Raw genomic sequence first — 25,581 nt, 5'->3', positions numbered from 1 at the left:
CGATCTCCTCGGGTCGTGGCGTGGCTGCTTGTGCGATCGGTTGTGGTTGCTCGTTGCTCGATACCGGTTCGATGATTGGACGTGGGCGGGTGGGGATCGGTTCCCTGTGCTGTCAGCCGAGTTGGAAACGGGTCGGTACGGCGGGATCTCCGTGCGAGAGTCCGAGTCCCTCCCACGGCAGGCTGACCAGACCTTCGGCGAGGAACGCGCGCGCGTCGTCGAGCGTCGGGAGGTCGTCGACGCGCCGTCCACCGCGAACCAGCGGGATCTGCAGAGGTCGCACGACGTGTCCCGGAACGTCCGGTGTAGGTGTTCCGGCGCGGTAGAGGATCTCCTCGACGATGGTCCCGGTCGGCCGCGCGACCCGCACGGCGTTCTTTGCGCCGCCCTTCGACTCCTTGTGGCTGGCGCGTTTGGCGACGGGGATGCCGTCGACCTCGACCAACTTGTAGACCATGCCGGCCGTCGGAGCACCGCTGCCGGTGACCAACGACGTGCCGACGCCGTAGGTGTCGACCGGCTCGGCGCGCAGTGACGCGATCGCATACTCGTCGAGATCGCCGGAGACGACGATCTTGGTGTTCGGGGCGCCCAGCTCGTCGAGTTGCTCGCGGACCTGCCGTGCCAACACGCCGAGATCGCCGGAATCGATACGGACTGCACCGAGCTCGGGACCGGCCACCTCGACGGCGTTGCGCACGCCCTGGGTGATGTCGAAGGTGTCGACGAGCAGCGTGGTGCCGACACCGAGTGTCTCGATCTGCGCGGCGAACGCTGCCTTCTCGTTGGGGCCCTCGGGATCGGTGAACGCGAGAGTGAACGAATGCGCCGCGGTTCCCGCGCTCGGCACGCCGTAGGTACGCGCCGCCTCGAGGTTCGACGTTGCCGCGACACCCGCGAGGTAGGCGGCCCGTGCGCTCGCCACAGCTGCCCATTCGTGCGTGCGACGCGATCCCATCTCGATGATCGGGCGCCTGCTCGCCGCGCTGACCATGCGGGCGGCTGCGGAGGCAATGGCGCTGTCGTGGTTGAGGATCGACAGGATCAGCGTCTCGAGCACGACCGCCTCGGCGAAGGTTCCGCGCACGGTGAGGATCGGCGAGTTGGGGAAGTACAGCTCACCCTCGCGATATCCGTCGATGTCGCCGGTGAACTCGTAGTTGCGCAGCCACTCGACGGTCTCGTCGTCGAGGAAGCGTTCGACGACGGCGATCTCGTCGTCGCCGAAGCGGAACTGCGTCAGCGCGTCGAGGATACGAGCGGTGCCCGCGACGACCCCGTACCGGCGGCCGTCGGGGAGACGGCGCGCGAACACCTCGAACACACACTGTCGGTGTGCGATCGGGTGCCGCAGCGCGGCGGAGACCATGGTGAGCTCGTACTGGTCGGTGAGCAGGGCGGTGTTGCGGATGGTCACGATCCCTTACCCTAGTTTGTATGGCGCCTGACGATATTCGTGCGCATGAGGCTACCCCCGGAAGTGGCGGCGGTAGCGGTGGCACGGCCGTGGCCGACCCGGCCGTTGCCGACGCCGCGTCGGCGTTCGACCGTCCCTGGGTGACCATCGTCTGGGACGATCCGGTCAATCTGATGCGCTACGTGACCTTCGTCTTCCAGAAGGTCTTCGGATACTCCGAATCCAAGGCGAACCAGCTCATGATGCAGGTGCACACCGAGGGCAAGGCCGTGGTGTCGTCGGGCGACCGCGACAAGATGGAATCCGACGTGACGAAACTGCACGCCGCGGGTCTGTGGGCGACGATGCAGCGCGACAGCTAGCAGCGGGCGGGACATACGAGTGCGCGTTTTCAAACGCAAGGGCCGAGGACGCTCGGTGCGGTACACGACGTCGTTGGAGTCTCACGAGTCCGAGCTCCTCGCGTCGATGGTGGCGTCGATGTCGGAGTTGCTCACCGAACGTGAGGCGAGCGCGCCGCGCGACGACCTCGCCGAGCTGACCGGCATCCGTACCGGACACTCGAGCGCCCCGACGGATGTGACCCTCGGCCGTCTGCTGCCCGACTTCCACCGGCCCGACCAGGACACCGAACTCACCGCGGACGCCGTGAACGGGCGGCTCAACGCGGCACTGCGCAGCGTCAACGAACCCAAGATCATCGACGCCAAGCTCGCGGCGTCGACGACGATGCTCGCGACTCTCCCCGACGGCGGCGGCGACGTCTCGCTCACCGAGGAGGAGGCGATGTGCTGGCTGACCGCGCTCAACGACGTCCGCCTCGCGCTGGGCGCGACGCTCGGGATCTCCGAGGACACCCCCGACCGGCTCCCGCCCGACCATCCGCATGCTGCTCACCTCGACGTCTATCACTGGCTGACAGTCATCCAGGAGCTGCTCGTCGAGGCGATGATGTGATGACCGGCTGGGCTCCCGCCGGTGATCGGATCACCGATGTGGCAGGCATCGCCGTCGGTCATCACCACCTCGTCGATGCCGACGCCACACTCGGCCTCGGCGGACCCGACGATCCGCCCGGCACGGGGTGGGCGACAGGTACGACCGTCGTGGTCGTCAGCACGCCGGAGGGAGCGACGCATGCCCCGACCGCGGCTGTCGACGTGCGTGGTGGCGGACCGGGGACTCGCGAGACAGACCTGCTCGATCCGTCGAACACCGTGACCACGGTGCACGCGATAGTCCTTACGGGCGGCAGCGCCTACGGACTCGCCGCCGCGGACGGGGTGATGGCCGGGCTCGAGGAGTCGGGTCGTGGCTTACCGATGAACGCCCAGGGCGGCGTGGTCCCGATTGTTCCGGCGGCCGTCATCTTCGACCTCCCGATGGGCGGGTGGACCAACCGTCCGGACGCGGGCTTCGGACACGCGGCGCTGCAGGCTGCGGGCGCCGAGGTCGCTCAGGGCAGTGTCGGCGGCGGGGCCGGAGCTCGGGCGGGCGGACTGAAAGGTGGAGTGGGTACGGCGTCGTCGCGCATCGAGACCGGCGCGGCGTCGGGCATCACCGTCGGCGCGTTGATCGTCGCCAACCCGGTGGGCTCGGTGATCGATCCGACTACCGGATTGCCTTGGGGTGCAACAGAACACGACCTCGCGTATTACGGACTCGCCCGCCCGGACAGCTCGGATGCCGCGCGATTGGCCGAGGTCGCTGCCAAACAGACCGTGCTCAACACGACGATCGGCGTGGTGGCGACCGACGCCGAACTCGACGCCGCGTCGGTACGTCGAATCGCGATGTCGGCGCACGACGGGCTCGCCCGCGCCATCCACCCCGTGCACTCGCCGCTCGACGGCGACACCATCTTCGCGGTTGCGACCGGAGCACAGCCGACCGAGCCCGCGGCGTTCGTGCCGTCGGGGATGAACCCCGACGTCGCTGTCCTCGCCGAGATCTGCCGCGTCGCCGTGACGGTCACCCAACGCGCGATCGTCAACGCGGTGCTGGCCGCCGATTCGGTGGCGGGCGTGCCCTCCTACGCCGACCTCGCGCCGTCGGCGATCACGACCACCGGCATCGCGTAGCTGCCGGAGTCGTCACCGGGGTCTCGGAATAGCGGCGTCGAGGGGCACGTTGTTCGTCAGGACGTTTATCCGTTCACTTCGAGGAGAGCGAGTGCTGCAGATCAGCCAGGAGTTGGTCGACGAGATGGTCGCGCATGCGCGCGCCGATCATCCGGACGAGGCGTGCGGGGTGATCGCAGGCGCGGAGGGCTCCGACCGTCCCGTCCGGTTCATCCCGATGGTCAACGCCGAGCGGTCGCCGACGTTCTACCGCTTCGATTCGACGGAGCAACTGAAGGTCTGGCGGGAGATGGATCGCAACGACGAGGAGCCGATCGTCATCTATCACTCCCACACCGCCACAGAGGCATACCCGAGCCGCACCGACGTCTCCTATGCCAGCGAACCCCAGGCGCATTACGTCCTCGTGTCCACGCGCGACGCCGACGACACCGAGATCCGGAGTTACCGCATCATCGACGGTGATGTCACCGAAGAACCCATCGAGATCAGGAGCTGAATCAACCATGACGGTCACCGTGTCCATCCCGACCATCCTGCGTACGCACACCGGCGGCGAGAAGCGGGTCGAGGGTTCCGGCTCGACGCTGTCGGAGCTCATCGACAATCTCGAGACTGCCAACCCCGGCCTCAAGGAACGCCTAGTTGCCACGGATGGTGCGGCCGCGGGCAAGCTGCACCGCTTCGTCAACATCTACGTCAACGACGAGGACGTGCGCTTCTCCGGCGGTCTCGCGACCACGATCGACGACGGCGACGAGGTCACCATCCTGCCCGCGGTCGCCGGCGGCGCACTGCCAGCGCTCGGACGATAGGGATTTCGTGGCGCGCTACACGTCGCTGATCTCATCCGTCGGGAACACGCCCCTGATCGGACTGCAACGCCTCTCACCGAGGTGGGACGACACCGACGACGGTCCGCACGTGCGGCTCTGGGCCAAGCTCGAAGATCGCAACCCCACCGGCTCGACCAAAGACCGGCCGGCGCTGCGCATGATCGAGCAAGCCGAAGCCGACGGCCTGCTGCAGCCGGGGTCGACGATCCTCGAACCCACGAGCGGCAACACCGGTATCTCGCTTGCCATGGCCGCGAAGCTCAAGGGCTACCACTTGATTTGCGTGATGCCCGAGAACACCTCGGACGAACGTCGATCACTGCTGCGCATGTACGGCGCCGAGGTGATTTCGTCACCAGCCGCGGGCGGCTCGAATACCGCCGTCCGTATAGCCAAGGAACTCGCAGCGGAGCACCCCGATTGGGTGATGCTCTACCAGTACGGCAATGAGGCCAACTGGCGCGCGCACTACGAGGGCACCGGCCCGGAACTGTTCGCCGATCTTCCCGAGATCACCCACTTCGTCGCGGGTCTCGGCACCACCGGAACGTTGATGGGCGTCGGACGGTATCTGCGCGAACGCGACCCCGACATCGAGATCGTCGCGGCCGAACCGCGATACGGCGACGAGGTGTACGGCCTGCGCAACATCGACGAGGGTTTTGTGCCCGAGCTGTATGACGAATCGGTGCTGACCCGCCGATACTCCGTTCAGGGCGTCGACGCCGTCGCGCGGGTCCGCGAACTCATCGACCTCGAGGGCATTTTCGCCGGAGTGTCGACGGGCGCGATCCTGCAGGCCGCCCTCGGCATCGGCCGCAAGGCGCTCAAGGAGGGTCGACGCGCCGACATCGGATTGGTCGTGCCCGACGCGGGGTGGAAGTATCTGTCCACCGGGGCCTACGACGGTAGCCTTGAGGATGCCGAGCAGGCACTCGAGGGGCAGCTCTGGGCTTAGCTGGGGTGGTTTCGACTCGGGTGCTCGCTGCGCTCGCGCCCGGCTCAACCAGCGGGAGGAGCCACCTCGCTGGTCGAGCTGAACCCGCTGGTCGAGCTTGTCGAGACCACCGCTGGTCGAGCCCAACCCGCTGGTCGAGCTTGTCGAGACCACCCGACGAAGGAACGAGATGACACCGAGCACCACCCCCACGCGCGGCGCGCGGCCGCTGTGGGCGCGGTCGGCGATCGTGATGGCGTTCATCGTCGCGGTGCTCGTGATCGTCGAGGCGATCGACGCCGCAACTCACTACGACCTTGATCGCGCCGGCATCGAACCACGCCAGATCGACGGACTCGACGGCATCCTGTGGGCGCCGTTCCTGCACGCCGATTGGCAGCACCTGTTCGCCAATCTGATCCCGCTCGTCGTGCTGGGATTCATTCTGCTGCTGAGCAAACGCTTCCTCATCGTCACCGCAATCGTCTGGATCGTGTCGGGCATCGGTGTCTGGTTGTTCGCGCCGTCGTACAGCGTCACGGTCGGGGCGTCGGGCATCATCTTCGGTTGGCTGACATACCTGCTCGTACGCGGACTCTTCAACCGCGACCTCACGCAGATCGCGATCGGAGTCATCCTCTTTCTCGTATACGGATCGGTGCTGTGGGGCGTGTTCCCCGGCACCTTCGGGGTCTCGTGGCAGGGACATCTGTTCGGCGCCATCGGCGGTGTACTCGCCGCGTGGTTCCTCGCCGACCGGGATCGTCGCCGACGCCCGACGGCCTCATCGGGTCCTGTATCTCCGTATGGTCCGACAACACCGGGGGTGCGGTCATAGTCACCAACACACGCGCCGACGCGCCTATCGGCATCTTCGATTCCGGCATCGGTGGGCTGACCGTTGCCCGCGCGATCATCGACCAACTGCCCGACGAGGACATCGTCTACATCGGCGACACCGCGAACGGACCCTACGGTCCGCTGACCATTCCGGAGATCCGACGACACGCCCTCGCGATCGGAGACGACCTCGCCGAGCGCGGGGTCAAGGCAATCGTGATCGCCTGCAACACCGCGTCCGCGGCCTGCCTGCGCGATGCCCGCGAGCGCTACGCGCCGATCCCGGTGATCGAGGTGGTGCTGCCAGCGGTCCGTCGAGCCGTCGTCGCGACGAAGACCGGGCGCATCGGCGTGATCGGCACGGAGGCGACGATCTCCTCGCGCGCGTATCAGGACTCGTTCGCCGCCGCCCGCGACGCCCAGATCACCGCGGTCGCATGTCCGCGATTCGTCGATTTCGTCGAACGCGGCATCACCAGCGGTAGGCAGATCCTTGGTCTCGCGCAGGGATATCTCGAGCCGCTGCAGGAGGCCGACGTCGACACGGTTGTGCTCGGATGCACCCACTATCCGTTGCTGTCGGGCGTGATCCAGTTGGCGATGGGCGACGAGGTGACGCTCGTGTCCAGCGCCGAGGAGACCGCCAAGGATCTGTTCCGTGTGCTCACCGAATCCGATCTGCTCCACCCGCACACCGGCCGCGAGGCGGTGCGCCACTTCCAGGCGACCGGCGACCCCGAGATGTTCGCAAAGCTGTCGAGTCGCTTCCTCGGACCTGTTGTCCGATCGGTGGATCCGGTCTGACGTGCGGAGTGTCGCCGACGTCGGATCGGTCACACGTCCGAGTCGGCGTGTCTTGTGACCGATAAGTGGTCTGCCCGCCATGTGCGCGTGGCAAGGTAGGTCGTATGCGTCTGACTGTCCTGGGCTGTTCGGGCAGTGTCGGTGGCCCCGGTGCGGCCTGCTCGGGCTACCTGCTGACCGTTCCCGGCCATCGACCCGTGCTCGTCGATTGCGGCCCCGGGGTGATGGGGGAACTGCAGCGGATCGTCGACCCGAATGACGTCGACGTCGTGCTGAGCCATCTGCATGCCGATCACTGCGTCGACCTGCCCGCAATGCTGGTGTGGCGTCGCTACGCGCCGACGCCTGCGACCGGACTGGCGTCGCTGTACGGGCCGACGGGTACCGCGCTGCGGATCGGGGCGGCGTCGAGCGAGTTCGGCGGTCAGATCGACGACATCAGCGATACGTTCGACGTCCACGAGTGGTCGGACAACATCGAGATCACGTTGGGCGGCATCACGATCGAACCCTTCCGCGTCGACCATCCGCCCGCCACGTTCGGACTGCGATTCACCGGTCCGGAGGGGCAGGTCATCGCCTACAGCGGCGACTCGGGTCCGTGCGACGCGGTGATCGATCTCGCCGCGGATGCCGACATCTTCTTGTGTGAGGCGTCGTGGACGCACGCACCGTCGGAGCGCCCTCCGCACCTGCACATGTCGGGCATCGAGGCGGGGGAGATGGCGACCAAGGCCGACGCGAAATCGCTCGCGATCACCCATGTCGCACCGTGGTCGGATGCCGAGGCGATCCTCGCCGAGGCGCGCAGCACCTTCTCGGGGCCGGTCGGCCTCGTGCGTCAGGGCCAGGTGTTCGACCTACCCGGGTGATCTCCTACAGTTGAGTTCGTGACCACACGAGCTGACGGCAGGGCCGACGACGAACTCCGTCCCATCACCATCACCCGCGGATTCACGTCGAATCCCGCCGGGTCGGTGCTGATCGAGTTCGGTCAGACACGGGTGATGTGCACCGCGAGTGTCACCGAGGGTGTTCCGCCCTGGCGCCGCGGGTCCGGGCTCGGTTGGCTGACCGCCGAGTACTCGATGCTTCCCGCCGCGACCCACGAGCGTTCACGCCGCGAGTCGGTCAAGGGCAAGATCGGGGGACGTACCCACGAGATCAGTCGACTGATCGGACGTTCGCTGCGCGCGTGCATCGACCTGAGCGCGCTCGGCGAGAACACCGTCGCCCTCGACTGCGACGTCCTGCAGGCCGACGGCGGCACGCGCACCGCGTCGATCACCGGCGCCTACGTCGCACTCGCCGACGCGGTGACGTGGCTCAAAGCTGCTGGGCGACTGTCGGATCCGCAGCCGCTCTCGTGCATGATCGCCGCCGTCAGCGTCGGCGTCGTCGATGGACGAGTGCGATTGGATCTCCCGTATGAGGAGGATTCGCGCGCCGAGGTCGACATGAACGTCGTCGCCACCGATGCCGGAACCCTCGTCGAGGTGCAGGGCACGGGCGAGGGCGCGACCTTCCCGCGTGCCACCCTCGACAAGCTGCTCGACATGGCTGAGATCGGGACGGACAAGCTGTTCGTGGCACAGCGCGAGGCGCTCGCGCTCCCGTATCCCGGCACCCTGCCAGAGCCGGCCTGACTCGATGTCGCAGGTACTCCTCGCGAGTCGCAACCGTAAGAAGCTGGCCGAGCTTCAGCGGGTCGTCGACGCCGCAGGCCTCACGGGCCTCGAGGTGATCGGGCTCGACGCCGTGCCCGAGTACCCCGAAGAACCCGAGACGGGCGCGACGTTCGAGGACAACGCGTTGATCAAGGCCAGAGCGGGCGCGCGGGCAACCGGGTTGCCTTGTCTCGCAGATGATTCGGGAATCGAGATCGACGCACTCAACGGGATGCCCGGCGTGCTTTCGGCTCGATGGAGTGGCGTACACGGCGACGACGCGGCCAACAACGCGCTGGTGCTGGCGCAACTCTCGGACACACCCGATGACAGACGCGGCGCGGCATTCGTGTCGGCGTGTGCCTTGGTGTCGCCGTCGGGCGACGAGACCGTCGTGCGCGGCGAGTGGCGCGGCGTGTTCGCGCGAGAACCGCAGGGCTCCAACGGCTTCGGCTACGATCCGCTCTTCATTCCCGACGACGCGGTAGCTGCCGGACGCTCTGCCGCCGAGCTGGCTCCGGCGGAGAAGGACGCACTGAGTCATCGCGGAAAAGCCTTGGCGCAGTTGGTTCCTGCGCTGCGCGCCCTGGCCTGAGGGTCGACGGCGCGCAACGGACCGGGCGTCGCGGCAAGGGGCTACCGTCAGCCTGCGCTGCCGCTGTGGACCGCGAGCATCCGTGAGACCGAATCGGGCCACGTGAACTGCGCAGCTCGCGCGCGAGCGGCCCCTTCACGTTCGGAACGCGGTATCGACAGAACACGCTCGACGGCGTGTGCGAACCCTGTCCCCGAATTGTCGGCGAGTGCGCCGCACGACTCGTCGACCATCCCCGCGACGGCGGACGACCGCGATCCGACGACCGGCGTCCCCGACGCGAGCGATTCCAACGCCGACAGACAGAATGTCTCATGCGGGCCGGGAGCAAACGAGACGTCGGTGCTGGCCAACAGCGCGGCGACCTCGCGCCGGTCACGCAGGTGGCCGAGGAAAGTGACGGGTAGGCCCCTGGCGGCGTGCTGCAGGGCGCCGCGCATGGGCCCGTCTCCCGCGATGACCAGATGCACGGGTAGCCCCGCGCGATGGAGTTTGGCAGCGGCCGCGATGGAGCGGTCCGCACGCTTCTCCATCGACAGTCGGCCGCAGTGGCCCAGCAGCGTCGTCGATCCGTCGGTCCAGCGGGCACTCAGTGTGGGGTCGAGGTGGTGTGGCGCGAACTGCTCCAGGTCGACGCCGAGCGGTGCGCGGACCACGTTGCTGGCTCCGATACGTTCGAACTCAGCGGCGGCGAACCCGGTGGTGCACACCACGGAGTCATACGAGTTGGCGGTCGCGGCGTTTGCCCGATCGGCCAATGCCCGTGCGGTCCGGGCCGGCATCGCCATGGCGAGCAGCCTGTCGAGCCGCTCGTGCGACACCATCGCCGACGGGATGTCGCGGCGTCGAGCCCAGTCACCGAAGCCGCGCAGCGTCAGCCGGTCCGACACCTCGAGCGCGTCGGGGCGAATCGAAGCAAGGACGTCGGCGACGCGTCGAGCAGATGCCAGGCGGTAGCCGCCGGAGAACGGGATGCCCGGCGCGCGCACCGAGATTTTCACTACTCCCGACGGCATCAGGTCTTCCCGGGATTCGCTTCCCGGTACGACGAGCGTCACGTCATGTCCGGCGGCGACGTAGCCGGCACCCCAGCGGTCGACGGCCGTGCGCAGTCCTCCGGAGCGCTCACCGTAGAAGTTGGCCAACTGGACGATGCGCACCCCGCCAGTCAGCCGCGCTCGCGTGAACGCAGAGCTGCGCGTGCCTTAGGTCAGGTTGAACTGCGCCTTTACTTCCTTCGACCGGATGTGCTCGACATAGAAGGAGAGAAAGGGGATGGTGCCCGCGATGGCGGTCACGATGATCTTGCCGACCGACCAGCGCACCTTGATGCCGAGGTCGATCGCGCAGACGAGGTAGATGAAGTAGATCCAGCCGTGTACCGGCGGGACGAAGTCCAACACGTGATTGCCGAAGCCATAACGCAGGATCAGCTCGGCGACCAACAGCAGCAGCCAGATACCGGTGATCCACGCGAGCACGCGATAGCGAGTCAGTGCGCTCTTCACCTTCGCGACGGGCGTGGCGGTCTGTGTGGACCGGGCGGTTTCGGTGCTCTGTGGGGTCTCGCTGCTCACCTGTGGTGTTCCTCCGTCTGTGTGGACTCGCGGGTCGTCGCGGGCGTGGTGACCGGGTGCGCCTCGGTGCGCTCTCGGTCTGTGGCGGCGAGCTCGGCGAGGTACCGGTTGTAGTCGGTGAGTGTGGAATCGTCGCGCGCGGGATTCGCGGCGAACGACGACGCGCTCGGGGTGGTTGCCCGCTCGGGAAGTATGCCGTCGGGGATCTCCGTCACGCCCTTCGGCTTGAGCTTCTCGACCTCCTTCGGATCCGCTTCGAGCACGACGAACCGGCGGTATGCCCAAACGAACGCGACGGCGAACGCCGGCCATTGGAGCGCGTAACCCAGGTTCTGACCGGTGCCGCCCGACGACTCGAAACGATCCCACTGCCACCACGCCATGCCGAGGCACACGACAGCGGCGAGCGCCACCAGCACCAACAGTGCCGGGCGGTGCCTGCGAGCACCACGACGCGTAGTAGACATACCCTTGACGGTACCTGGCCTGGGTGTATCGCCGCGCGACCGGTACTGTTGACCGCGCACGCGCGAGTGGCGGAATTGGCAGACGCGCTGGATTTAGGTTCCAGTGTCTACGGACGTGGGGGTTCAAGTCCCCCCTCGCGCACAGCAGAACTCTTGTTGCGTCATGTTTGTGCGTTGACAGCATCCGAAATCCGTCATTCAAGAGGGTGAAGTGCGCGGTCGGTAGGATCGCCGATTCGGCATGGACCGTGGTCCAGCCAACAGCCTTTTCTGTCTGTCATGGAGCTCGATGTCGCGATCCGCCTCACGATTCGGCGCGGGTCAGTCGCAAGAACTCCAACTGGGCCAGCTCGACGTCGTCGAGTGTCCGCAGTCGGATCTCCGACGTTGCGGTCGGCGACGGCAGCGCGAAGATGCGGGTCTGCCGGTCCCAGCGGAACGGCGCTCTCCGTTCGTCGACGGCGATCCACGCGCCGGCGTCGTCGAGAACCTCGATCAGCCAACTCAGCTCGCCCGCCGAGTGCGGGGTGACCGTGTAGTGGTCGACAAGGGTCGGGGCGTCGAACTCCCAGCCCACCGCGTGGCCAGCCTGCAGGAGTAGTGGTGTGGTTGACGAATCGTCGTCGAAGACGGCCCTTGCGCCTGCTGGGCCGCGTGCACACGTCGGAGCGGCCCGCGGACTCGTCAGGTCGCGAGGTGGTTGGGGAACCGTGCCCTGTGGAGTTGTCGATGCCGGCACCGTACCCGCGGCCCACGTAGTGGGCGCCGGGCCGAGTGCGATCGTGATGTGTGCGCCCCGCATCAGTCGTTCCCGCGACACGGTGATGTGATTCCACGGCTGCCCGTCGATGGTCACGGACTCGATGTAGCGATTCGTCGACGACGCCGCAGGAGCGTCGACGGTGAGTGTGGCGCCGTTGTCCAACGTCCACCTGATCCACGGGAACGTCGGAGCGGTGATCACGTACTCGCCCGAGCCGATCGACAGCGGATAGAGTCCCGTCACCGCTTAGAGATACCACGCCGACATCTCGCCGTTGTCCTCGTCTCCGGGGTACCCCTGCCCGATCTCCGATCCAAGAAACAGTCGCTGCGTGGCATCGCGAATGAGCGCCTGCGTCTTCGCGTGGGCGAAGCTGCCCGGCGTGGACGCGTGGGCGTACATGAACGGAATGTGGTGTGCGGGTTGGTTGGAGAGTGCGAGCATGCCCATGCGGGTGTCGCGGGCCTCTCGCATCTCGTGGATCACAACGGGATACGACCCGCGCATGTCGGCGCTGCCGCTTTCGGGAGTCGCGCAGAACTCGTCGAGCTTCTTCTCGAGCGCCGCTCGTCCTCCGTGTAGCGTCGCAAGTCCCGCCCCGTCGTGCGGTGCGGTGAATGCGGTTCCCCAGGCGTTGGTTTCGGTGTAGTCGACGCCCCACCTGCGTGGGTCGAAGTCGCGGACCGGGCGGAAATCCCCATTGCGTTCTCGCCCGCGGAAGAAGCCGGTCTCGGCGTCGAAGACGGTGGCGTACGACGCCGCTCGCGCGTCGAACCACAGCGCGTTGGTGCGGAACTCCTCACTCCGAGGGTGCGCGGGGAATCGTTGTGCGAGTAGACGTGAGAAGGTGGCGATCGCTGCGTCGTTGATCGCCGCGTCGACGGTCCAGCTCATTCCCTCGGCTGTGTCGGTGTCGGTGAACCCCCGGAACAGCGAGCGTGACATTCCCTTTCGGCCAACACGGGGATTCGACGACGGGGTGGTCGCATTGCGGAGGCAGGCGTCGTAGGCATTCTCGAGGTCGAGTCCCGGTAGGTCGGCGAGCGCGGCGTCGGCGAATACGGCGTCGCTGCTCGTGCCGGTCATGATGTCGGCAGGCCCGGGAGCCGACCATCTGCTCGTCCAACCACTTCGTCGAAAGTGTTCGACGAAGCCGTCGACCAATTCTCCTGTCTCCGTTGGCCACACGAGGGTACGTAGTGGCCAGCTCGCACGATAGGAGTCCCAGAAGCCGTCGGTCACGGTGAGCTTGCCGTCGACGACGGGACGCGCTGTCAGTGTCGGTCCGTCGTCGACAGGCGGAACGAAGGGGTCTGCGTACGCCCACCGTGGGTTGTCCGGAGTTCCGACGTTCTCATGGGCGATGGTGGGGTAGAGGTGAACTCGATGAAGACTGGAGTATGCGGTGACGAGTTGGTCATCGCTTGCGCCACGAATATCGAGGCGACCGAGGACAGCGTCCCAGGCGGCGCGGCTCCGTGACCAGATCGCATCGAAACCGCCTCCGGCAAGCCAGATGTCATAGTCGAGGTTGCGGGCTGCCTGATCGACACCGATGAATGACGTCCCGACGGCGAGCACAGCGCTTCGACGCTGCGCCACGTCGAGGGTGACCGAGCCGAGCACCGCACTGCGTTCGTGACGACCGGGTGCATGGCTTGTTGCCGTGACGGGAACATCGACGCGGGCAGCGAAGTACATGCGTGGCACATCGACCAAACCGCCTGGGCCGTCGACGAATCCGGTGATCAGACCCCGTGAGGCGTCGGACAACACCAGCGATCCGCGCCCGTCGAGCTGATCGAAGATCAGTGACCCGACATCGGAGGGAAAGCCAACCCGCAGCCACACCGACCACGTGCCCGCGGTGAGTTCGGCGTCGACACCGCCGGCCGCGGAGCCGCCGTCGAGTGGCACGGCGTAGCGGTCCGGGCGATCGGATTCGTCGTGGTGCGAGAACTCGAGTGCGCGGTCGCTGCGATCCAGCGCCGGATGGGCAAGCACACTGGGAAAGAACTGAAGCACACCGCGATCACCCATCCACGGACTCGGGATGTGCGAGGTCGCGAAAGCGTTGAGGTGCGAACGGTTCTCGGCGTCGTTGGCCTCGTGGTAGGAGTACGGCCATCCTCGATTGCCCGCGTCGGTCATCGGCAGACCGAACACCGACCCGTGCGGGGGAGCGACAAGCGGCGCGCAGTTACCGCGCGAGAAGCGGTCGCTGGAGTGCGTTCCGCGTGTGGTGCGAACGCGATGAATACGCTCCGGGGGAGGCGCACTGCGCGGACGCAGGCACACGTCGTCGACAAACCCCAAAGTCGACGTTGCTTGTGAGTCTTGATGATTCGTGGTGGGGGAGTCAATCGAAGCGCCACTCCGACGATCCTCAGACCCGCACATCCGGTGAGTCGCACTCTCTTCAGAGTCCACTGATCCACCGCAATAGTCCGAGACAGGTACTGACTACGCGGATCGAGTTCGACGCCGTGCTGGTCGAGCACCGCCCTCTCGGAAAGTGTGTGGCCGTCGTCGAATTGGAGATCGAGGGCTATGGCCGTCGCGGCGTACGAGTCCCGCACGTCGTGTTCGTCAGGGTCGAAGACGGCATGGATGGCGTAGGTCAGCTCGTCGTCTTCTCCGACGACACGCCCGACGAGATCGCAGCCGTCGAGGGCGGCAACCACTTCGGACTCGGGCCGCACAGTGAGGTCGTAGACCCATGGTTGTGGCGACGTCAGACCAACCAGCGGCCGTGCGTTGACAGGATGCGATGGACCAGGGCCTCGCCGTAGCGAGGTGGTCGGGTTCTGCTTGCGCGCACCGAACCGCACAAGCGCCACCCTACGTCGTGCGCGAGGGATTGCCGCTGACGTTGGTCAGGAAATCCATGACCAACATCAGCGACAATACGAGGCCAGGATCAGCCGGCAGCCGGAATCGTGAAGGGCAGGCCGGGCACCGGGGTGATGGCTGGCTTCTTCGACGTGGTCGTCGGTGCCGCGGTGCGACGTTGATCGTCCCCGGCGGGTACCCGCGCCGACGTGCTCGGTGCGGCAGGTGCGAGCGCCTTCTCGTCGGCGGCCTTCTCAGTGCGCACGCCGTCCTTGGCGTCGCGCAGCTTCTTGTGCTGCTCGGCTCCGAGGCCTGTTCCGGTGGTGTCGTCCTCGCGCAGGCACATCGAGCGGATCACGTTGTGGTAGTTGACGAGTCCGTACGTGATGGCTGCCGAGCCGGCCGCGTTGAGCAGGCGCACGGGGGTGAGCGGAAGACCTGTGATGCCCGCGGCCTCGAGGCCCGCAGATTCCACCAGTCCGCCCGCTGTGCTGAACAGATAAAGCGAGAGGTACAGCGAGTAGTACGCGGCGGTCATTCCCTTGGTGACGGTGAGGTCGGAGAGCGGTACCGTCGCCGCGAGGTTGTCGCCCTGGCCGATGTTGTGCCCCAGGCCCAGCGCGATGTCGAGGGGTGCGCCGCCGACGTAGGGAATGATCGTGCCGATGTAGGAGGCGATCGATTCCGCCGTGTTGAAGTCCGCGGGATCGGCAGGAATCAGGTTGTGCGGGATCGGGGTCGAGCGCATCGTCGAGAGAATGCGCTTGGTCTCGTTGCGGATGTTGCGCTTCTGCGCCTCGGTGGTGACCATCGTCTGCGCGTAGTCGGAGGTGCGGGTCACGATGCGCGACAGCGGAAGTGAACCGACGGGCGCACAGGTCTTGTTGTCGGCGAGTGCGAGTTGATCGGCAATGTCCTGCACGATCGCCGGGATCGGAATGTTGTAGCGAACGGTCTCACTCGGACGGCCGGCGTCGTCCTTCTGTTCTTTCGTGACCCGCGCGACGCACTGGTTGATCATCGAGCTGGCGATCGCCTGGTAGGTGTACTGGGCGCCGAGCGCGCTGGCGGAGACGCCGATCTGCAGGATGCTCTTCCAGGTGATGAAGTTCGAGAGCGCCGACAGTTGAGTCTCGTCGAAGGGACTGCCCGAGATGGGCGCGATCTGCGACAGCACCTTGGCCGGCGCCACGACGGTCGTGAACAAGTACAGCCACGCGGTTTCCACGGCTTGCATCAGCGTGATGCGGCTGACCGGGATGGCCTCGTTCTGCTTGCCGTCGCGAACCTTCAAGAGCTGCACCACGATCCACTGAGAGATCGGGCTCCGGTATTTGGTGGCTGGGTCGTCGGAGTCGGCGCCGAGGGCCAGCGGGCTGTCGGAGATGGCCAGCGTCGAGACGTTCATGTGGTCCATGTCGCGATGCGCCTGGGCGCGTGCGGCGTAGGCGTTCTGCTGCAGCTGGGGCGGAAGCGACGGGAGGATCGACTCGAACAGCGAGTCGTAGACCACCGAGAGCGAAGTGAATTCTGCACTGACACAACTGGTTTCCTTGCCCAAGTTCTCCTTGGGTGTTGCCAGCAGTGAGCGCTTCGACTTACCGATCCGGTCGAGTCGCTCGTCGTATGTCTCGGCGGGACGCGTTGTCGGCTTTACCTTGATCTGTGCCGCTTGCGTCGCGATTTGCTGCTGATGAGCGGCCTGCGTTGCCACCACCGCTGCTGTGCCGTTACCGGTAGCGCCGGCGGCAAAGACCGAACACAGCGTCGTTGCCGCGGTGACGCGGACCAGCCACTTCGTCCCGGTTCTCGATCGTCCTGCTGCCACCGGGTGGTCCCGACCCACGCCACGCACCATGAAGCACTCTCTTCTCATGTGTCACCGAAATGGTGTCTGCCGACTGCTCAACTCATCCCGCCGATAGCACCAGCACATCGGCTCAGTTGGTGAGGTTAGCATAACCTTAATGAAACTCTAAGGTCACTATCAGGTCTCGACTGACACTCGGAAGGTTAGGGCACTTTACGGAACCCGTACAGACTTCTCGGCGAATTGATCCGAGTGTCGTCCGCCACCGCCCCAGCCGTGTGGTCTGCTGGACGTCGCCACATGAAGTATCGAAAGGTCGGTGACGCATGTCTGACCCCGCGTTCGGGCGTCTTCCTCTCGACGACCTGTCGGTCGTCGATTCACTCGGAGCGGATCTGCGTGCGGCGCAGTACAACTCCGATGGAGTCGCCGCACTTCTCGGTGACGATGCCAACGCCGCACTCGGCAAGGGAGTGTGGTGGCCTGCGCTGCGTGCCACCGTGATGGCGCCTGCCGAACGCCGACCTCTCGCGACGCTGATACGCCTCTTCCTCCTCGGCTCTGACGAGCCGCGTGAGGCCGCCGAGCAGGTGTTTGCGTCGACGCCGCTGGATGCGCTCGCGGCGAACGGGGTCGTCGAGTTCGTCGACGACGGGCGCGTGCGCGCGATCCTCGACATCCGACCACACGCCGACGACGTCCGCGACTACCTCGTCGTCTCCGATCAGGACGCCGCGATGCGTTCGGGTCCTGTCGGGCACGATCACGTCCTCGGTATCGGGGGAGCGTCGATCTCGTTGGCGCGGGCGATCATTCGTGACCCGGTCGAGTCGGCATTGGACCTCGGTACCGGGTGCGGAATCCAGGCGCTACACCTTGGAACCCACGCCGATCGGATCGTCGCGACGGATACCAACCCCCGCGCGCTTGCCCTGGCGGCCGCGACCGCACGCCTCAACGGGATGTCCTGGGATCTGCGCGAGGGCAGTCTGTTCGAGCCCGTCGGCGACGAGCGCTTCGACCTGATCGTCTCCAACCCGCCGTTCGTCGTCGGGTCAGGGTCGCAGGACTACGAGTATCGCGACTCAGGGATGGAGGGCGACGCCCTGTGTGCGCGCCTGATCCGCGAGTTGCCCGCGCGCCTGAACCCCGGAGGCACGGCGCAGTTGCTTGCCAACTGGATCGTCTACGAGGACGCGGACTGGCGCGATCGAGTGGGTTCGTGGATCGCGGAGACGGGGCTCGACGGGTGGGTTGTGCAGCGCGAGCTGGCCGATCCCGTCGACTACATCTCGCTGTGGTTGTCCGACGCGGGCGAAGAACCGGATCAGATCGCCGCGCGAGGATCGGCGTGGCTCGACTGGTTCCAGCGAGAGCGTATCGCGGGAATCGGCATGGGAGTCATCACGCTTCGGGATCGTCGGGGTGGACCCGACGGCCCGCCCGACGTCGTGATCGAAGAGATCACCGGCGCGGGTGAGGAGGTGACCGGTCCCGAGGCCAAGGCATTTCTGGACCGTCGCGACTATCTCCGGACCACCTCCGACAATGCTCTGCTCGCCGCTCGACTGAAGACCTCCCCGGTATTCCTCGACGCGCAGTCGCTTCCGGGCGACGACGGCTGGCAGGAGATCGGAGCATCCGTGCGGCGCCCGGGTGGGCCGGGCGCCGTCCTCGGCGTCGACGAGGTCTCACGGGCGTTGCTGGCGGGTTGCCGGGGTCAGGTGCCGCTGGGAGCACTCATCGAACTCCTCGCCGACTTCCACGACGTCGACGCCGACGCGCTCGCTGCGGCAGCGCTACCCGTCGTCCGTGAGGCCATCGGGCGGGGCATCCTCTACGAGGTTCGCTGAGCAAGCGTCCGACCACTTCCGCCTCAACCGGAACGCGAACCACAACCGATCAGCCCGACCGGATTGTCCGACCCCGATCCGATGGGACCGGGCCCGACACCTGACGTTCACCGCGACGTCGCCTCGTCGTTGACATGAGCTGGTCATCTGAGAGGGTTCGCGACCGGCCCCGACGTCCATGGGGCGCAACTCATTCGGGGAGGCAACACCATATGCGTCGGTTCGGAAGCCGCAGATTACTCACGGCCGCAGTCCTTCCCGCGATCGCTGCCGTCGGGTTGCTCGTACCCACGACCGCGACTGCGGCTCCCGCGGCCTGTGCGTTCACTCCGACCACGGTCTCGGCGTCGAGCGGCTTCACCGCGGGCGAGAAGTCGGCGCCGTTCGCGACGGCGAAGCCCGCGAATCACATCGCGACGCTCGACGCGTTCTCGTCGCTGTCCCCGCTGATCAAACAGCAGAACCTTCTCGAGGCCATCGCGGTGAACAATGCTGCGAGCCCGAAGGTGTCGGCGTATGCGGTCGACGACAACTACGCGATCGAGGGACCCGCGATCTTCAACGCCCTCGGCTCGAAGCTCTCGCCCGCATTCTTCGACGCCCTCAAGGCCGGGCAGCTCCCGAAGACGAGTGAGCTGCTGCTCGGCGACAAGGCATTGGTCGGCGATCGCGTCGGTACGTCGAAGGAGAAGAAGTACTTCGACTACCGGCGGCCGTTCGAGGTGGCGCCCACTCTCATCCGCCACTACGGCGACGGCCGTCCCGATCTCTATGAATCGGTACGCGGCAGCGGGTCGTACCCGTCGGGACATACCACCTGGGGCTACACGCAGGCCTTCCTGATCGCGACGATGTTGCCCGAGGTCGGGCCGCAGGTTCTCGCCCGCGGCGCTGAGTACGGTTATCACCGCGTCGTGCTCGGCGTGCACTACCCGCTCGACGTCATCGGTGGGCGCATGCTTGCAGAGAACATCACTTCCGAGGTCATCGCCGACCCGAGTTTCGCAACGCTGCTGGCGCAGGCACGGACCGAACTGCGGTCGGTACTCGCTGCGCGGGTCGGTGCGCCGATCGGCCGCATCGTCGGCTGCCAGCAGCCCTACATAGGGACCGACGCCGCGTTGAGCAGCTACCGCCGGCGCTCGACCTTCTCGTTCCTGCCGACCGGACCCGCTGCGCCACTTCAGGTTCCGGCCGGTGCCGAGAACCTGATCCGGGCCGCTCATCCGGGGTGGTCGACGCAGCAGCTGCGAGACTTGTTGGCGCGTACGGCGTTGCCCGGCGGGTATCCGCTCGACAAGACCGGAGCGAACGGCGGCTGGCAGCGACTCGACATCGCGCGTGCGTGGGTGGCCCGCTGAGGCAGCCCGCACGGCTCGAATAGCTCGGATCGCGGCGCAGAAAACCACACCCCTCGGAGCCTCCGCATGTACCGGTACATGCGGAGGTCCCGAGGGGTGTAACTTTCTGCGCAGCGCGGCCAGGACCCGGACCAGTCAACGGCTACGGGAACTCAACCGGGTACGGCTTCGCCGACAGGTTCGCGTTCCGAGGTGGGAGATGCTGAGCTGTCGGTCCGCGGAGCGGTGGGGCTGTGAGCCGCGCGGTAGGCGATCGCGGGAAGTCGATGGAGCTTGTCGATCTCGGCGGCGCGTCGAAGTTCCGCCCACGCCCAGCACGCACCGAAGACGAGCAGAGTGACGGCTACCGACGTGGTCTCGTCCCAGGGGCGGTGGGCGATGTGGATCGGAACAATGATCAGGGCGATCGCCTGAATGACATATGAGTCGAGGCTGCGCGCTCCGGTCATCACGAGAGGCCGCAACCAGTCGTGATGCCACACCCGCAGCAGCGCGCGGAACACCCCGTACACGGCGGGTACGACGACCCAGGCGCCCAGGGCGCGTGCCGGCGCGAAGCTGACCTTGTCGGCGAAGTGGGATTCGAGTTCGGCCCACGGGCCGGTGTCGATCACGTAGTGGAAGACCAACCAGACGCAGACCGCCCCGACAAGGATCGCTGGCAGATATCTGTCGATGAAGCGGGCGCCCTGCCATCGTCGCCAGTTCCAGCCGATCACCAGTGCGGGCACGAACATGATCTGCCACGCCGCCCAGTTCTCCGTCCGCGGAGACGCCATCGACTGGGTCAGGAAAAACCAGTCCGGGGAGTGAATCTGCGAGATCACGTACAGCGCGATCGATGCGCACAGCACCGCGACCCACCATCCACGCATCAGCAGGGGGAACACGACATACGCCGACGCCATCAACACCAGGTACAGCAACAAGATGTTGCCCCCACTGGGCAGGTAGTCCATTCTCAGCGCGAGTCGGATTCCTTCACCCCACCCGTCGATCGGAAGTAGGAGCGTCAGCCACCGATGCCCGGCCATCGCCGCGGCGACGGCCACGAGCGCGATCGTCAACTGGCAGACATACAGCACGACGATCCGTTTGGTGAGACGTCGGTAGGCGAACCACACTCCGTGGCGTTCGATCCACCGCTGATACACCAGGCCCAGAACGAATCCCGACAGCAGGACGAACGCAGACATCCCGTCGACGTAGGGGAACGAGTGCGTTGGCTCGGCGATGCGCATCCCCAGCGCGAAGTGCGCCGTGATCATCGACCAGATGGCGACGCCGCGGGTGGCGTCGATGGCGAGATCACGGGTCATGGTCATTCGAGCGTAGAAGACCACACCCCGCGCAGCCGTGCAGGGCCACGCGGGGTGCGGTGTGAGTATCTACGAAGCGATCACGTGTAGAGGTCGGCGATCGCCTTCTGATGGGCCGAGTGGATGATGTTGCGCTTGAGCTTCATCGTCGGCGTGAGCTCGCCCGAATCGATCGTGAAATCGGTGTCGAGGATGTTGAACTTCTTGATCGCCTCGGCCTTGGAGACCTTCGCATTGGCGGCGTCGACAGCCTCGGTGATCTCCGCGCGCAGCTTGTCGTTGGAGGCCAGCTCGGTCAACGGGGTGTCGGCAGGCAGCCCGTTGCGCTCGAGCCAACCGGGAACCGCCTCGGTGTCGATGGTGATCAATGCGGCGATGAACGGTTTGTTGTCGCCGACGACGAGGCACTGGCTGATCATCGGATGCGCGCGGATCGAGTCCTCGAGCTGGGCGGGGGAGACGTTCTTGCCGCCGGCGGTGACGATCAATTCCTTCTTACGGCCGGTGATGTAGAGATAGCCGTCGTCGAGACGTCCGACGTCGCCGGTGTGGAACCATCCGTCGCGAATCGCGTCGGCGGTGGCGTCGGGGTTGTGCCAGTACTCGGTGAAGACCACAGGTCCCTTGACCAGAACCTCGCCGTCTTCGTCGGCAATCGCGATGGTCACGCCGGGGATCGGCCGCCCGACAGAACCCACACGCTGGTGCTCTTCGCTGTTGGCGGTGATTGCAGCCGTGGTTTCCGACAGTCCGTAGCCCTCGTAGACCGGCACACCCGCGCCACGGAAGAAGTGCCCGAGGCGCGCTCCGAGCGGGGCTCCGCCCGAGATCGCACCGTCGCAGTTGCCGCCGAGCGCGGCACGCAGCTTGTTGTAGACCAGGGCGTCGAACACCTTGTGCTTGAGCTTGAGCACGATGCCCGGTCCGCCCTTTTCCAACGCCTCGCTGTACTCGATGGCGGTGTCGGCGGCCTTGTCGAAGATCGATCCCTTGCCGCCGTCGTATGCCTTCTGCTTGGCGGAGTTGTAGACCTTCTCGAACACGCGCGGCACCGACAGCACGTAGTTCGGCTTGAACGTGGCGAGATGCTCGACGAGGTGCGGGATATCGCTGGTGTGACCCACGATCACGCCGCTCTCGAGGCTCGCGACGGCGATAACACGGGCGAAGACGTGCGCCAACGGTAGGAAGAGGAGCGTCGAGTTGCCCTCTTCGAGGCCCGAGCCGACGGCCTCGCGGGTCGCCGCGCATTCAGCGAGGAAGTTCGCGTGGGTGAGCACCACACCCTTGGGGCGGCCGGTGGTGCCCGAGGTGTAGATCAGCGTCGCAGCGTCGGACGACACCGTATTGGCGTGTCGCGAATCGAGTTCGGAGTCGGGAACATCCGCGCCGCGTTGTGTCAGCTCGTTCACCGCGCCGTCGTCGATGACGAAGGTCTCGCGAAGCGCCGGCAACGTGGCGGTCACCTCGCGGAACTTGTCGCGATGGTTGTCGTCCTCGACGATCAGCGCGACGGTTCCGGAGTCGTCGAGAAGGTACTGGACCTGATCGGGTGCAGAGGTCTCGTACACCGCGACGGTTGTCGCGCCCGCACGCCAGATGGCGTAGTCGAGGAGCGACCACTCATACCGCGTGGCCGAACAGATCGCGACGCGGTCGCCCGGCTCGATGCCCGACGCGATGAGGCCTTTGGCCACGCCGTCGACCTCGTCGGCGAAGTGTTTGGCGGTGACCGTGACCCACTGACCGGACGACAATCGCTTGAACAATGGCAGTGTCGGGCGTTCGTCGCGATAACGAAGCAGAGTGTCGACCAGCGTGGCCTTGTCTTCGACGGTCAGATCCGACGGAGTGGCGTACTGCTGCATGTAGGTGGCCCCCTGGGACGTGGTATCCGGCATTTCGGACATAGACATAACGGACATAGTCGAGGTCGGGCGGGATGCCGCTCGGATATGTTGCCACAGAGGGTAGCAGGGAAAGTGGTGCTCATCACATTCAGGTGTGATCGACTCGGGTCATGACCGTGCGGCACGTGAATGCCGCTTTTGGCCCGCCCGCGGATTAGAGTATGAGTCGATGAACGGGACACGCAGACCATGACCGACAGCCCGACCACAGATGCGCCGTCGATCACATTCGACGATCTCGACATCGACGAACGCGTACGCAACGCCATCGCCGATGTCGGTTACGAGACCCCGTCGCCCATCCAGGCGGCCACGATTCCACCGCTCATGGAGGGTCGCGACGTTGTCGGTCTCGCCCAGACCGGTACCGGCAAGACCGCCGCGTTCGCGATTCCGATCCTGTCGCGGATCGACCCGCAGATTCGACGCCCGCAGGCGCTGATCCTCGCGCCGACCCGTGAGCTCGCACTCCAGGTGGCCGAAGCGTTCGGCAAATACTCGGCACATATGCCCGATGTACGTGTGTTGCCGATCTACGGCGGACAGAGTTACGGCGTGCAGCTCGCCGGTCTCAAGCGTGGCGCGCAGGTGATCGTCGGTACGCCGGGACGCGTCATCGACCACCTCGACAAGGGCACACTCGACATCTCCCAACTCGACTTCCTCGTGCTCGACGAAGCCGACGAGATGCTGACGATGGGATTCGCCGAGGACGTCGAACGCATTCTCGCCGAGACTCCCGACGACAAGCAGGTCGCGTTGTTCTCGGCGACCATGCCGAGCGCGATCAGACGGCTCGCCCAGCGATACCTGCACGATGCGCAGGAGATCACGGTCAAAGCCAAGACCGCGACCGCCCAGAACATCACCCAGCGCTATCTGCAGGTGTCTCACCAGCGCAAACTCGATGCCCTGACGCGCTTCCTCGAAGTCGAGACGTTCGACGCGATGATCGTCTTCGTCCGCACGAAGTCGGCAACCGAGGAACTCGCCGAGAAGTTGCGCTCGCGGGGGTTCTCCGCGGTCGCGATCAACGGCGACATGGTGCAGGCCCAGCGCGAGCGGACGATCAATCAGCTCAAGGCGGGCGGGATCGACATTCTCGTCGCCACCGACGTAGCCGCCCGCGGACTCGACGTCGACCGGATCTCGCATGTGGTCAACTACGACATTCCGCACGACACCGAGTCGTACGTGCACCGCATCGGACGCACCGGACGTGCCGGACGATCGGGTAACGCCCTGCTGTTCGTGTCACCGCGCGAGCGTCACCTGCTGCGCGCGATCGAGCGAGCAACACGCCAACCGCTCACCGAGATCGATCTGCCATCCGTCGACGACGTCAACGCCCAGCGCGTCGCGCGTTTCGCCGACTCCATCACCGAGAATCTCGCGTCGGAGAATCTCGACATGTTCCGGCAACTGATCGAGAACTACGCCCGCGACAACGACGTGGCGATGGCCGACATCGCGGCCGCGATGGCGCTCGAGACCCGCGACGGTGGATTCCTGATGGCACCCGACCCGCCGAAGGGTGAACGTCCCGAGCGTCGGGAACGTGCGCCGCGGTCGGGTGGCGGCAACTTCGCCACCTATCGGATCGCTGTCGGACGCAAACACAAGGTGTCTCCGGGTGCGATTGTGGGCGCGATCGCCAACGAGGGCGGACTGACCCGGGGTGATTTCGGCAACATCAGCATCCGCGACGACTTCTCGATCGTCGAGCTTCCCGAGGACCTCGACCGTGAGACGTTGGATCGCCTGAGGCACACGCGGATCGGCAAGAACCCGATCGACATCCGTCGCGACCAGGGCCCGCCTCGCGCACGTGGCGGTAAACGTAATGGTCAGGGCGGTGGCGGCTTCAACCGTGACCGCCACGGCAAACGCGGTGACAGCTGGGGGAAGCGCGGTAATCCGCGCGTCGCCGGCCGTAGTCGGGGCTGACATAGCCGACCGAAGGATTCGCTGCGCGATACAACGGGTTGAAACCTGTGACCAGGCTGATGATGCGAAGGTGGACAGATCGATATCTTTCCGTAACCTTTTTTGGGGGAGAGCGGTCGATCCGGCTCCCGGCAAGCACGTAGAAGTTCTAGTTCAGGAGTGAGTCACCAGTGTCAGTGGTGAGTTCGATTACCGCAGCAGAAGCCATCGATCACGTCGAGCACGGAGACGCAGTCGTCGTCGACGCCCGTCCGCAGGTCGTCCGTCACCAGGGCAGTGTTCCCGGCGCGGTCGTTGTCGACCCGAATGAGGTCACAACTCGACTCGCGCCCACGCCGACCGGTTCTTTCCCGCTGGTCAGCAACCGCGACACCGAGATCGCCGTCGTCTCTGTGCGTTCGCAGGCACCGCGCATCGCCGAGCAGATCGCTGACCTCGGCTACACCAATGTGCACTACGTCGACGGCGGTTTCCCCGCCCTTCGAGGCACCTCGGTTCGCTGAGCTGCACCGCCACAGTGCTCGTCGACACGACCGGGCCTCCGCGGCCTTGGTAGCGTTGATGA

23 protein-coding genes, 1 tRNA gene and 1 pseudogene are annotated in these 25,581 nt (G+C 66.0%); 17 read left to right on the top strand and 8 right to left on the bottom strand.

Annotated elements, in window-relative coordinates; translation table 11 throughout:
* Positions 1–112 precede the first annotated feature (112 nt).
* Positions 113–1,417, bottom strand: coding sequence for a nicotinate phosphoribosyltransferase (locus A5785_RS12020; RefSeq protein WP_005207829.1), 1,305 nt, complete (start codon positions 1,415–1,417; stop codon positions 113–115).
* A 20-nt stretch (positions 1,418–1,437) separates the two neighbouring features.
* Here A5785_RS12020 and clpS point away from each other — a divergent pair, with 20 nt between their 5' ends.
* The 11 genes from clpS to rdgB all read left to right on the top strand — a co-directional run bounded on the left by clpS (position 1,438) and on the right by rdgB (position 9,177).
* The gene (gene clpS / locus A5785_RS12015) at positions 1,438–1,779 is read left to right on the top strand and encodes an ATP-dependent Clp protease adapter ClpS (protein ID WP_039856542.1); all 342 of its coding nucleotides are present in this window, start codon (positions 1,438–1,440) and stop codon (positions 1,777–1,779) included.
* A gap of 19 nt (positions 1,780–1,798) precedes the next feature.
* Positions 1,799–2,374, top strand: a complete 576-nt coding sequence (gene aosR, locus A5785_RS12010) for an oxidative stress transcriptional regulator AosR (RefSeq protein ID WP_064866649.1) — start codon at positions 1,799–1,801, stop codon at positions 2,372–2,374.
* On the top strand, positions 2,374–3,498 hold the full coding sequence (locus A5785_RS12005; protein ID WP_005207826.1) for a P1 family peptidase: 1,125 nt from the start codon (positions 2,374–2,376) through the stop codon (positions 3,496–3,498). Before aosR ends, A5785_RS12005 begins: the two co-directional genes overlap by 1 nt.
* Positions 3,499–3,589: 91 nt before the next feature.
* Complete coding sequence (locus tag A5785_RS12000) at positions 3,590–3,997, top strand: Mov34/MPN/PAD-1 family protein (protein ID WP_005207825.1); 408 nt, start codon at positions 3,590–3,592, stop codon at positions 3,995–3,997.
* A 7-nt stretch (positions 3,998–4,004) separates the two neighbouring features.
* Positions 4,005–4,313 (top strand): MoaD/ThiS family protein, encoded by a 309-nt coding sequence (locus A5785_RS11995; RefSeq protein WP_005207824.1) that lies wholly within the window; start codon positions 4,005–4,007, stop codon positions 4,311–4,313.
* Between the two features lie 7 nt (positions 4,314–4,320).
* On the top strand, positions 4,321–5,292 hold the full coding sequence (locus A5785_RS11990) for a PLP-dependent cysteine synthase family protein (RefSeq protein WP_064866647.1): 972 nt from the start codon (positions 4,321–4,323) through the stop codon (positions 5,290–5,292).
* A gap of 169 nt (positions 5,293–5,461) precedes the next feature.
* Positions 5,462–6,109 (top strand): rhomboid family intramembrane serine protease, encoded by a 648-nt coding sequence (locus tag A5785_RS11985; RefSeq protein WP_005207822.1) that lies wholly within the window; start codon positions 5,462–5,464, stop codon positions 6,107–6,109.
* Positions 6,106–6,915, top strand: coding sequence for a glutamate racemase (murI, locus tag A5785_RS11980; protein ID WP_082946568.1), 810 nt, complete (start codon positions 6,106–6,108; stop codon positions 6,913–6,915). The genes A5785_RS11985 and murI overlap by 4 nt, the downstream gene beginning before the upstream one ends.
* 104 nt (positions 6,916–7,019) lie before the next feature.
* Entirely contained in the window at positions 7,020–7,787 is a 768-nt protein-coding gene (locus A5785_RS11975; RefSeq protein ID WP_005207820.1) for a cyclic nucleotide-degrading phosphodiesterase, read from the top strand.
* A gap of 18 nt (positions 7,788–7,805) precedes the next feature.
* A complete protein-coding gene (gene rph, locus A5785_RS11970) occupies positions 7,806–8,561 on the top strand; it encodes a ribonuclease PH (protein ID WP_005207819.1) in 756 nt (251 codons plus the stop codon).
* 4 nt (positions 8,562–8,565) lie between these two features.
* Positions 8,566–9,177, top strand: a complete 612-nt coding sequence (gene rdgB / locus A5785_RS11965; protein ID WP_005207818.1) for an RdgB/HAM1 family non-canonical purine NTP pyrophosphatase — start codon at positions 8,566–8,568, stop codon at positions 9,175–9,177.
* Positions 9,178–9,224: 47 nt separating this feature from the next.
* Here the strand turns inward: rdgB and A5785_RS11960 are convergent, their stop codons facing one another.
* The 3 genes from A5785_RS11960 to A5785_RS11950 are packed head-to-tail and all read right to left on the bottom strand — an operon-like array spanning position 9,225 to position 11,221.
* Positions 9,225–10,337, bottom strand: coding sequence for a glycosyltransferase (locus A5785_RS11960; RefSeq protein WP_005207817.1), 1,113 nt, complete (start codon positions 10,335–10,337; stop codon positions 9,225–9,227).
* 45 nt (positions 10,338–10,382) lie between these two features.
* Positions 10,383–10,754 (bottom strand): DUF3817 domain-containing protein, encoded by a 372-nt coding sequence (locus tag A5785_RS11955; RefSeq protein WP_005207816.1) that lies wholly within the window; start codon positions 10,752–10,754, stop codon positions 10,383–10,385.
* Entirely contained in the window at positions 10,751–11,221 is a 471-nt protein-coding gene (locus A5785_RS11950) for a hypothetical protein (protein WP_064866645.1), read from the bottom strand. The genes A5785_RS11955 and A5785_RS11950 overlap by 4 nt, the downstream gene beginning before the upstream one ends.
* Positions 11,222–11,281: 60 nt before the next feature.
* On the opposite strand from A5785_RS11950, the gene A5785_RS11945 reads away from it, so the two are divergent.
* Positions 11,282–11,363, top strand: a tRNA-Leu gene (locus tag A5785_RS11945).
* A 162-nt stretch (positions 11,364–11,525) separates the two neighbouring features.
* Here A5785_RS11945 and A5785_RS11940 read toward each other — a convergent pair.
* Positions 11,526–14,384, bottom strand: a pseudogene (locus A5785_RS11940) (GH92 family glycosyl hydrolase).
* Between the two features lie 119 nt (positions 14,385–14,503).
* Between A5785_RS11940 and A5785_RS23705 the strand changes: the two are divergent.
* Entirely contained in the window at positions 14,504–14,776 is a 273-nt protein-coding gene (locus A5785_RS23705; RefSeq protein ID WP_231894739.1) for a hypothetical protein, read from the top strand.
* 128 nt (positions 14,777–14,904) lie between these two features.
* On the opposite strand, the gene A5785_RS11935 is transcribed toward A5785_RS23705, so the two are convergent.
* Positions 14,905–16,644, bottom strand: coding sequence for a hypothetical protein (locus A5785_RS11935; protein WP_231895463.1), 1,740 nt, complete (start codon positions 16,642–16,644; stop codon positions 14,905–14,907).
* Between the two features lie 308 nt (positions 16,645–16,952).
* Here A5785_RS11935 and A5785_RS11930 point away from each other — a divergent pair, with 308 nt between their 5' ends.
* Both A5785_RS11930 and A5785_RS11925 read left to right on the top strand, forming a co-directional pair.
* Positions 16,953–18,479: a DUF7782 domain-containing protein gene (locus A5785_RS11930; protein ID WP_005207810.1), complete on the top strand. Its 1,527-nt coding sequence runs from the start codon at positions 16,953–16,955 to the stop codon at positions 18,477–18,479.
* Between the two features lie 212 nt (positions 18,480–18,691).
* Complete coding sequence (locus tag A5785_RS11925; RefSeq protein WP_064866641.1) at positions 18,692–19,840, top strand: acid phosphatase; 1,149 nt, start codon at positions 18,692–18,694, stop codon at positions 19,838–19,840.
* Between the two features lie 152 nt (positions 19,841–19,992).
* On the opposite strand, the gene opgC is transcribed toward A5785_RS11925, so the two are convergent.
* Positions 19,993–21,165 carry an OpgC domain-containing protein gene (gene opgC, locus A5785_RS11920; protein WP_064866683.1) on the bottom strand — a complete coding sequence of 391 codons (1,173 nt, stop codon included), beginning with the start codon at positions 21,163–21,165 and terminating at the stop codon, positions 19,993–19,995.
* Between the two features lie 74 nt (positions 21,166–21,239).
* A complete protein-coding gene (locus A5785_RS11915) occupies positions 21,240–23,027 on the bottom strand; it encodes an AMP-dependent synthetase/ligase (protein WP_064866681.1) in 1,788 nt (595 codons plus the stop codon).
* Positions 23,028–23,258: 231 nt separating this feature from the next.
* On the opposite strand from A5785_RS11915, the gene A5785_RS11910 reads away from it, so the two are divergent.
* Positions 23,259–25,016, top strand: coding sequence for a DEAD/DEAH box helicase (locus A5785_RS11910; protein ID WP_064866639.1), 1,758 nt, complete (start codon positions 23,259–23,261; stop codon positions 25,014–25,016).
* A gap of 170 nt (positions 25,017–25,186) precedes the next feature.
* Positions 25,187–25,519 carry a rhodanese-like domain-containing protein gene (locus A5785_RS11905; protein ID WP_005207805.1) on the top strand — a complete coding sequence of 111 codons (333 nt, stop codon included), beginning with the start codon at positions 25,187–25,189 and terminating at the stop codon, positions 25,517–25,519.
* The last annotated feature ends 62 nt before the right edge of the window (positions 25,520–25,581 follow it).

Origin of the sequence: Gordonia sp. 852002-50395_SCH5434458 (genome assembly GCF_001665905.1) — a bacterium.
GTDB lineage: Bacteria > Actinomycetota > Actinomycetes > Mycobacteriales > Mycobacteriaceae > Gordonia > Gordonia jacobaea.
The sequence above is the reverse complement of the archived record's forward strand: the minus strand, read 5'-3'. Positions and strand labels throughout refer to the sequence as shown.

Bases quoted from the DNA above. Each gene is read 5' to 3' on its own strand.
- clpS (WP_039856542.1), top strand. From the start codon at position 1,438: ATGGCGCCTGACGATATTCGTGCGCATGAGGCTACCCCCGGAAGTGGC.
- A5785_RS12005 (WP_005207826.1), top strand. From the start codon at position 2,374: ATGACCGGCTGGGCTCCCGCCGGTGATCGGATCACCGATGTGGCAGGC.
- A5785_RS11995 (WP_005207824.1), top strand. From the start codon at position 4,005: ATGACGGTCACCGTGTCCATCCCGACCATCCTGCGTACGCACACCGGC.
- A5785_RS11985 (WP_005207822.1), top strand. From the start codon at position 5,462: ATGACACCGAGCACCACCCCCACGCGCGGCGCGCGGCCGCTGTGGGCG.
- A5785_RS11975 (WP_005207820.1), top strand. From the start codon at position 7,020: ATGCGTCTGACTGTCCTGGGCTGTTCGGGCAGTGTCGGTGGCCCCGGT.
- rdgB (WP_005207818.1), top strand. From the start codon at position 8,566: ATGTCGCAGGTACTCCTCGCGAGTCGCAACCGTAAGAAGCTGGCCGAG.
- A5785_RS11950 (WP_064866645.1), bottom strand. From the start codon at position 11,221: ATGTCTACTACGCGTCGTGGTGCTCGCAGGCACCGCCCGGCACTGTTG.
- A5785_RS11930 (WP_005207810.1), top strand. From the start codon at position 16,953: ATGTCTGACCCCGCGTTCGGGCGTCTTCCTCTCGACGACCTGTCGGTC.
- A5785_RS11925 (WP_064866641.1), top strand. From the start codon at position 18,692: ATGCGTCGGTTCGGAAGCCGCAGATTACTCACGGCCGCAGTCCTTCCC.
- opgC (WP_064866683.1), bottom strand. From the start codon at position 21,165: ATGACCATGACCCGTGATCTCGCCATCGACGCCACCCGCGGCGTCGCC.
- A5785_RS11915 (WP_064866681.1), bottom strand. From the start codon at position 23,027: ATGCAGCAGTACGCCACTCCGTCGGATCTGACCGTCGAAGACAAGGCC.
- A5785_RS11910 (WP_064866639.1), top strand. From the start codon at position 23,259: ATGACCGACAGCCCGACCACAGATGCGCCGTCGATCACATTCGACGAT.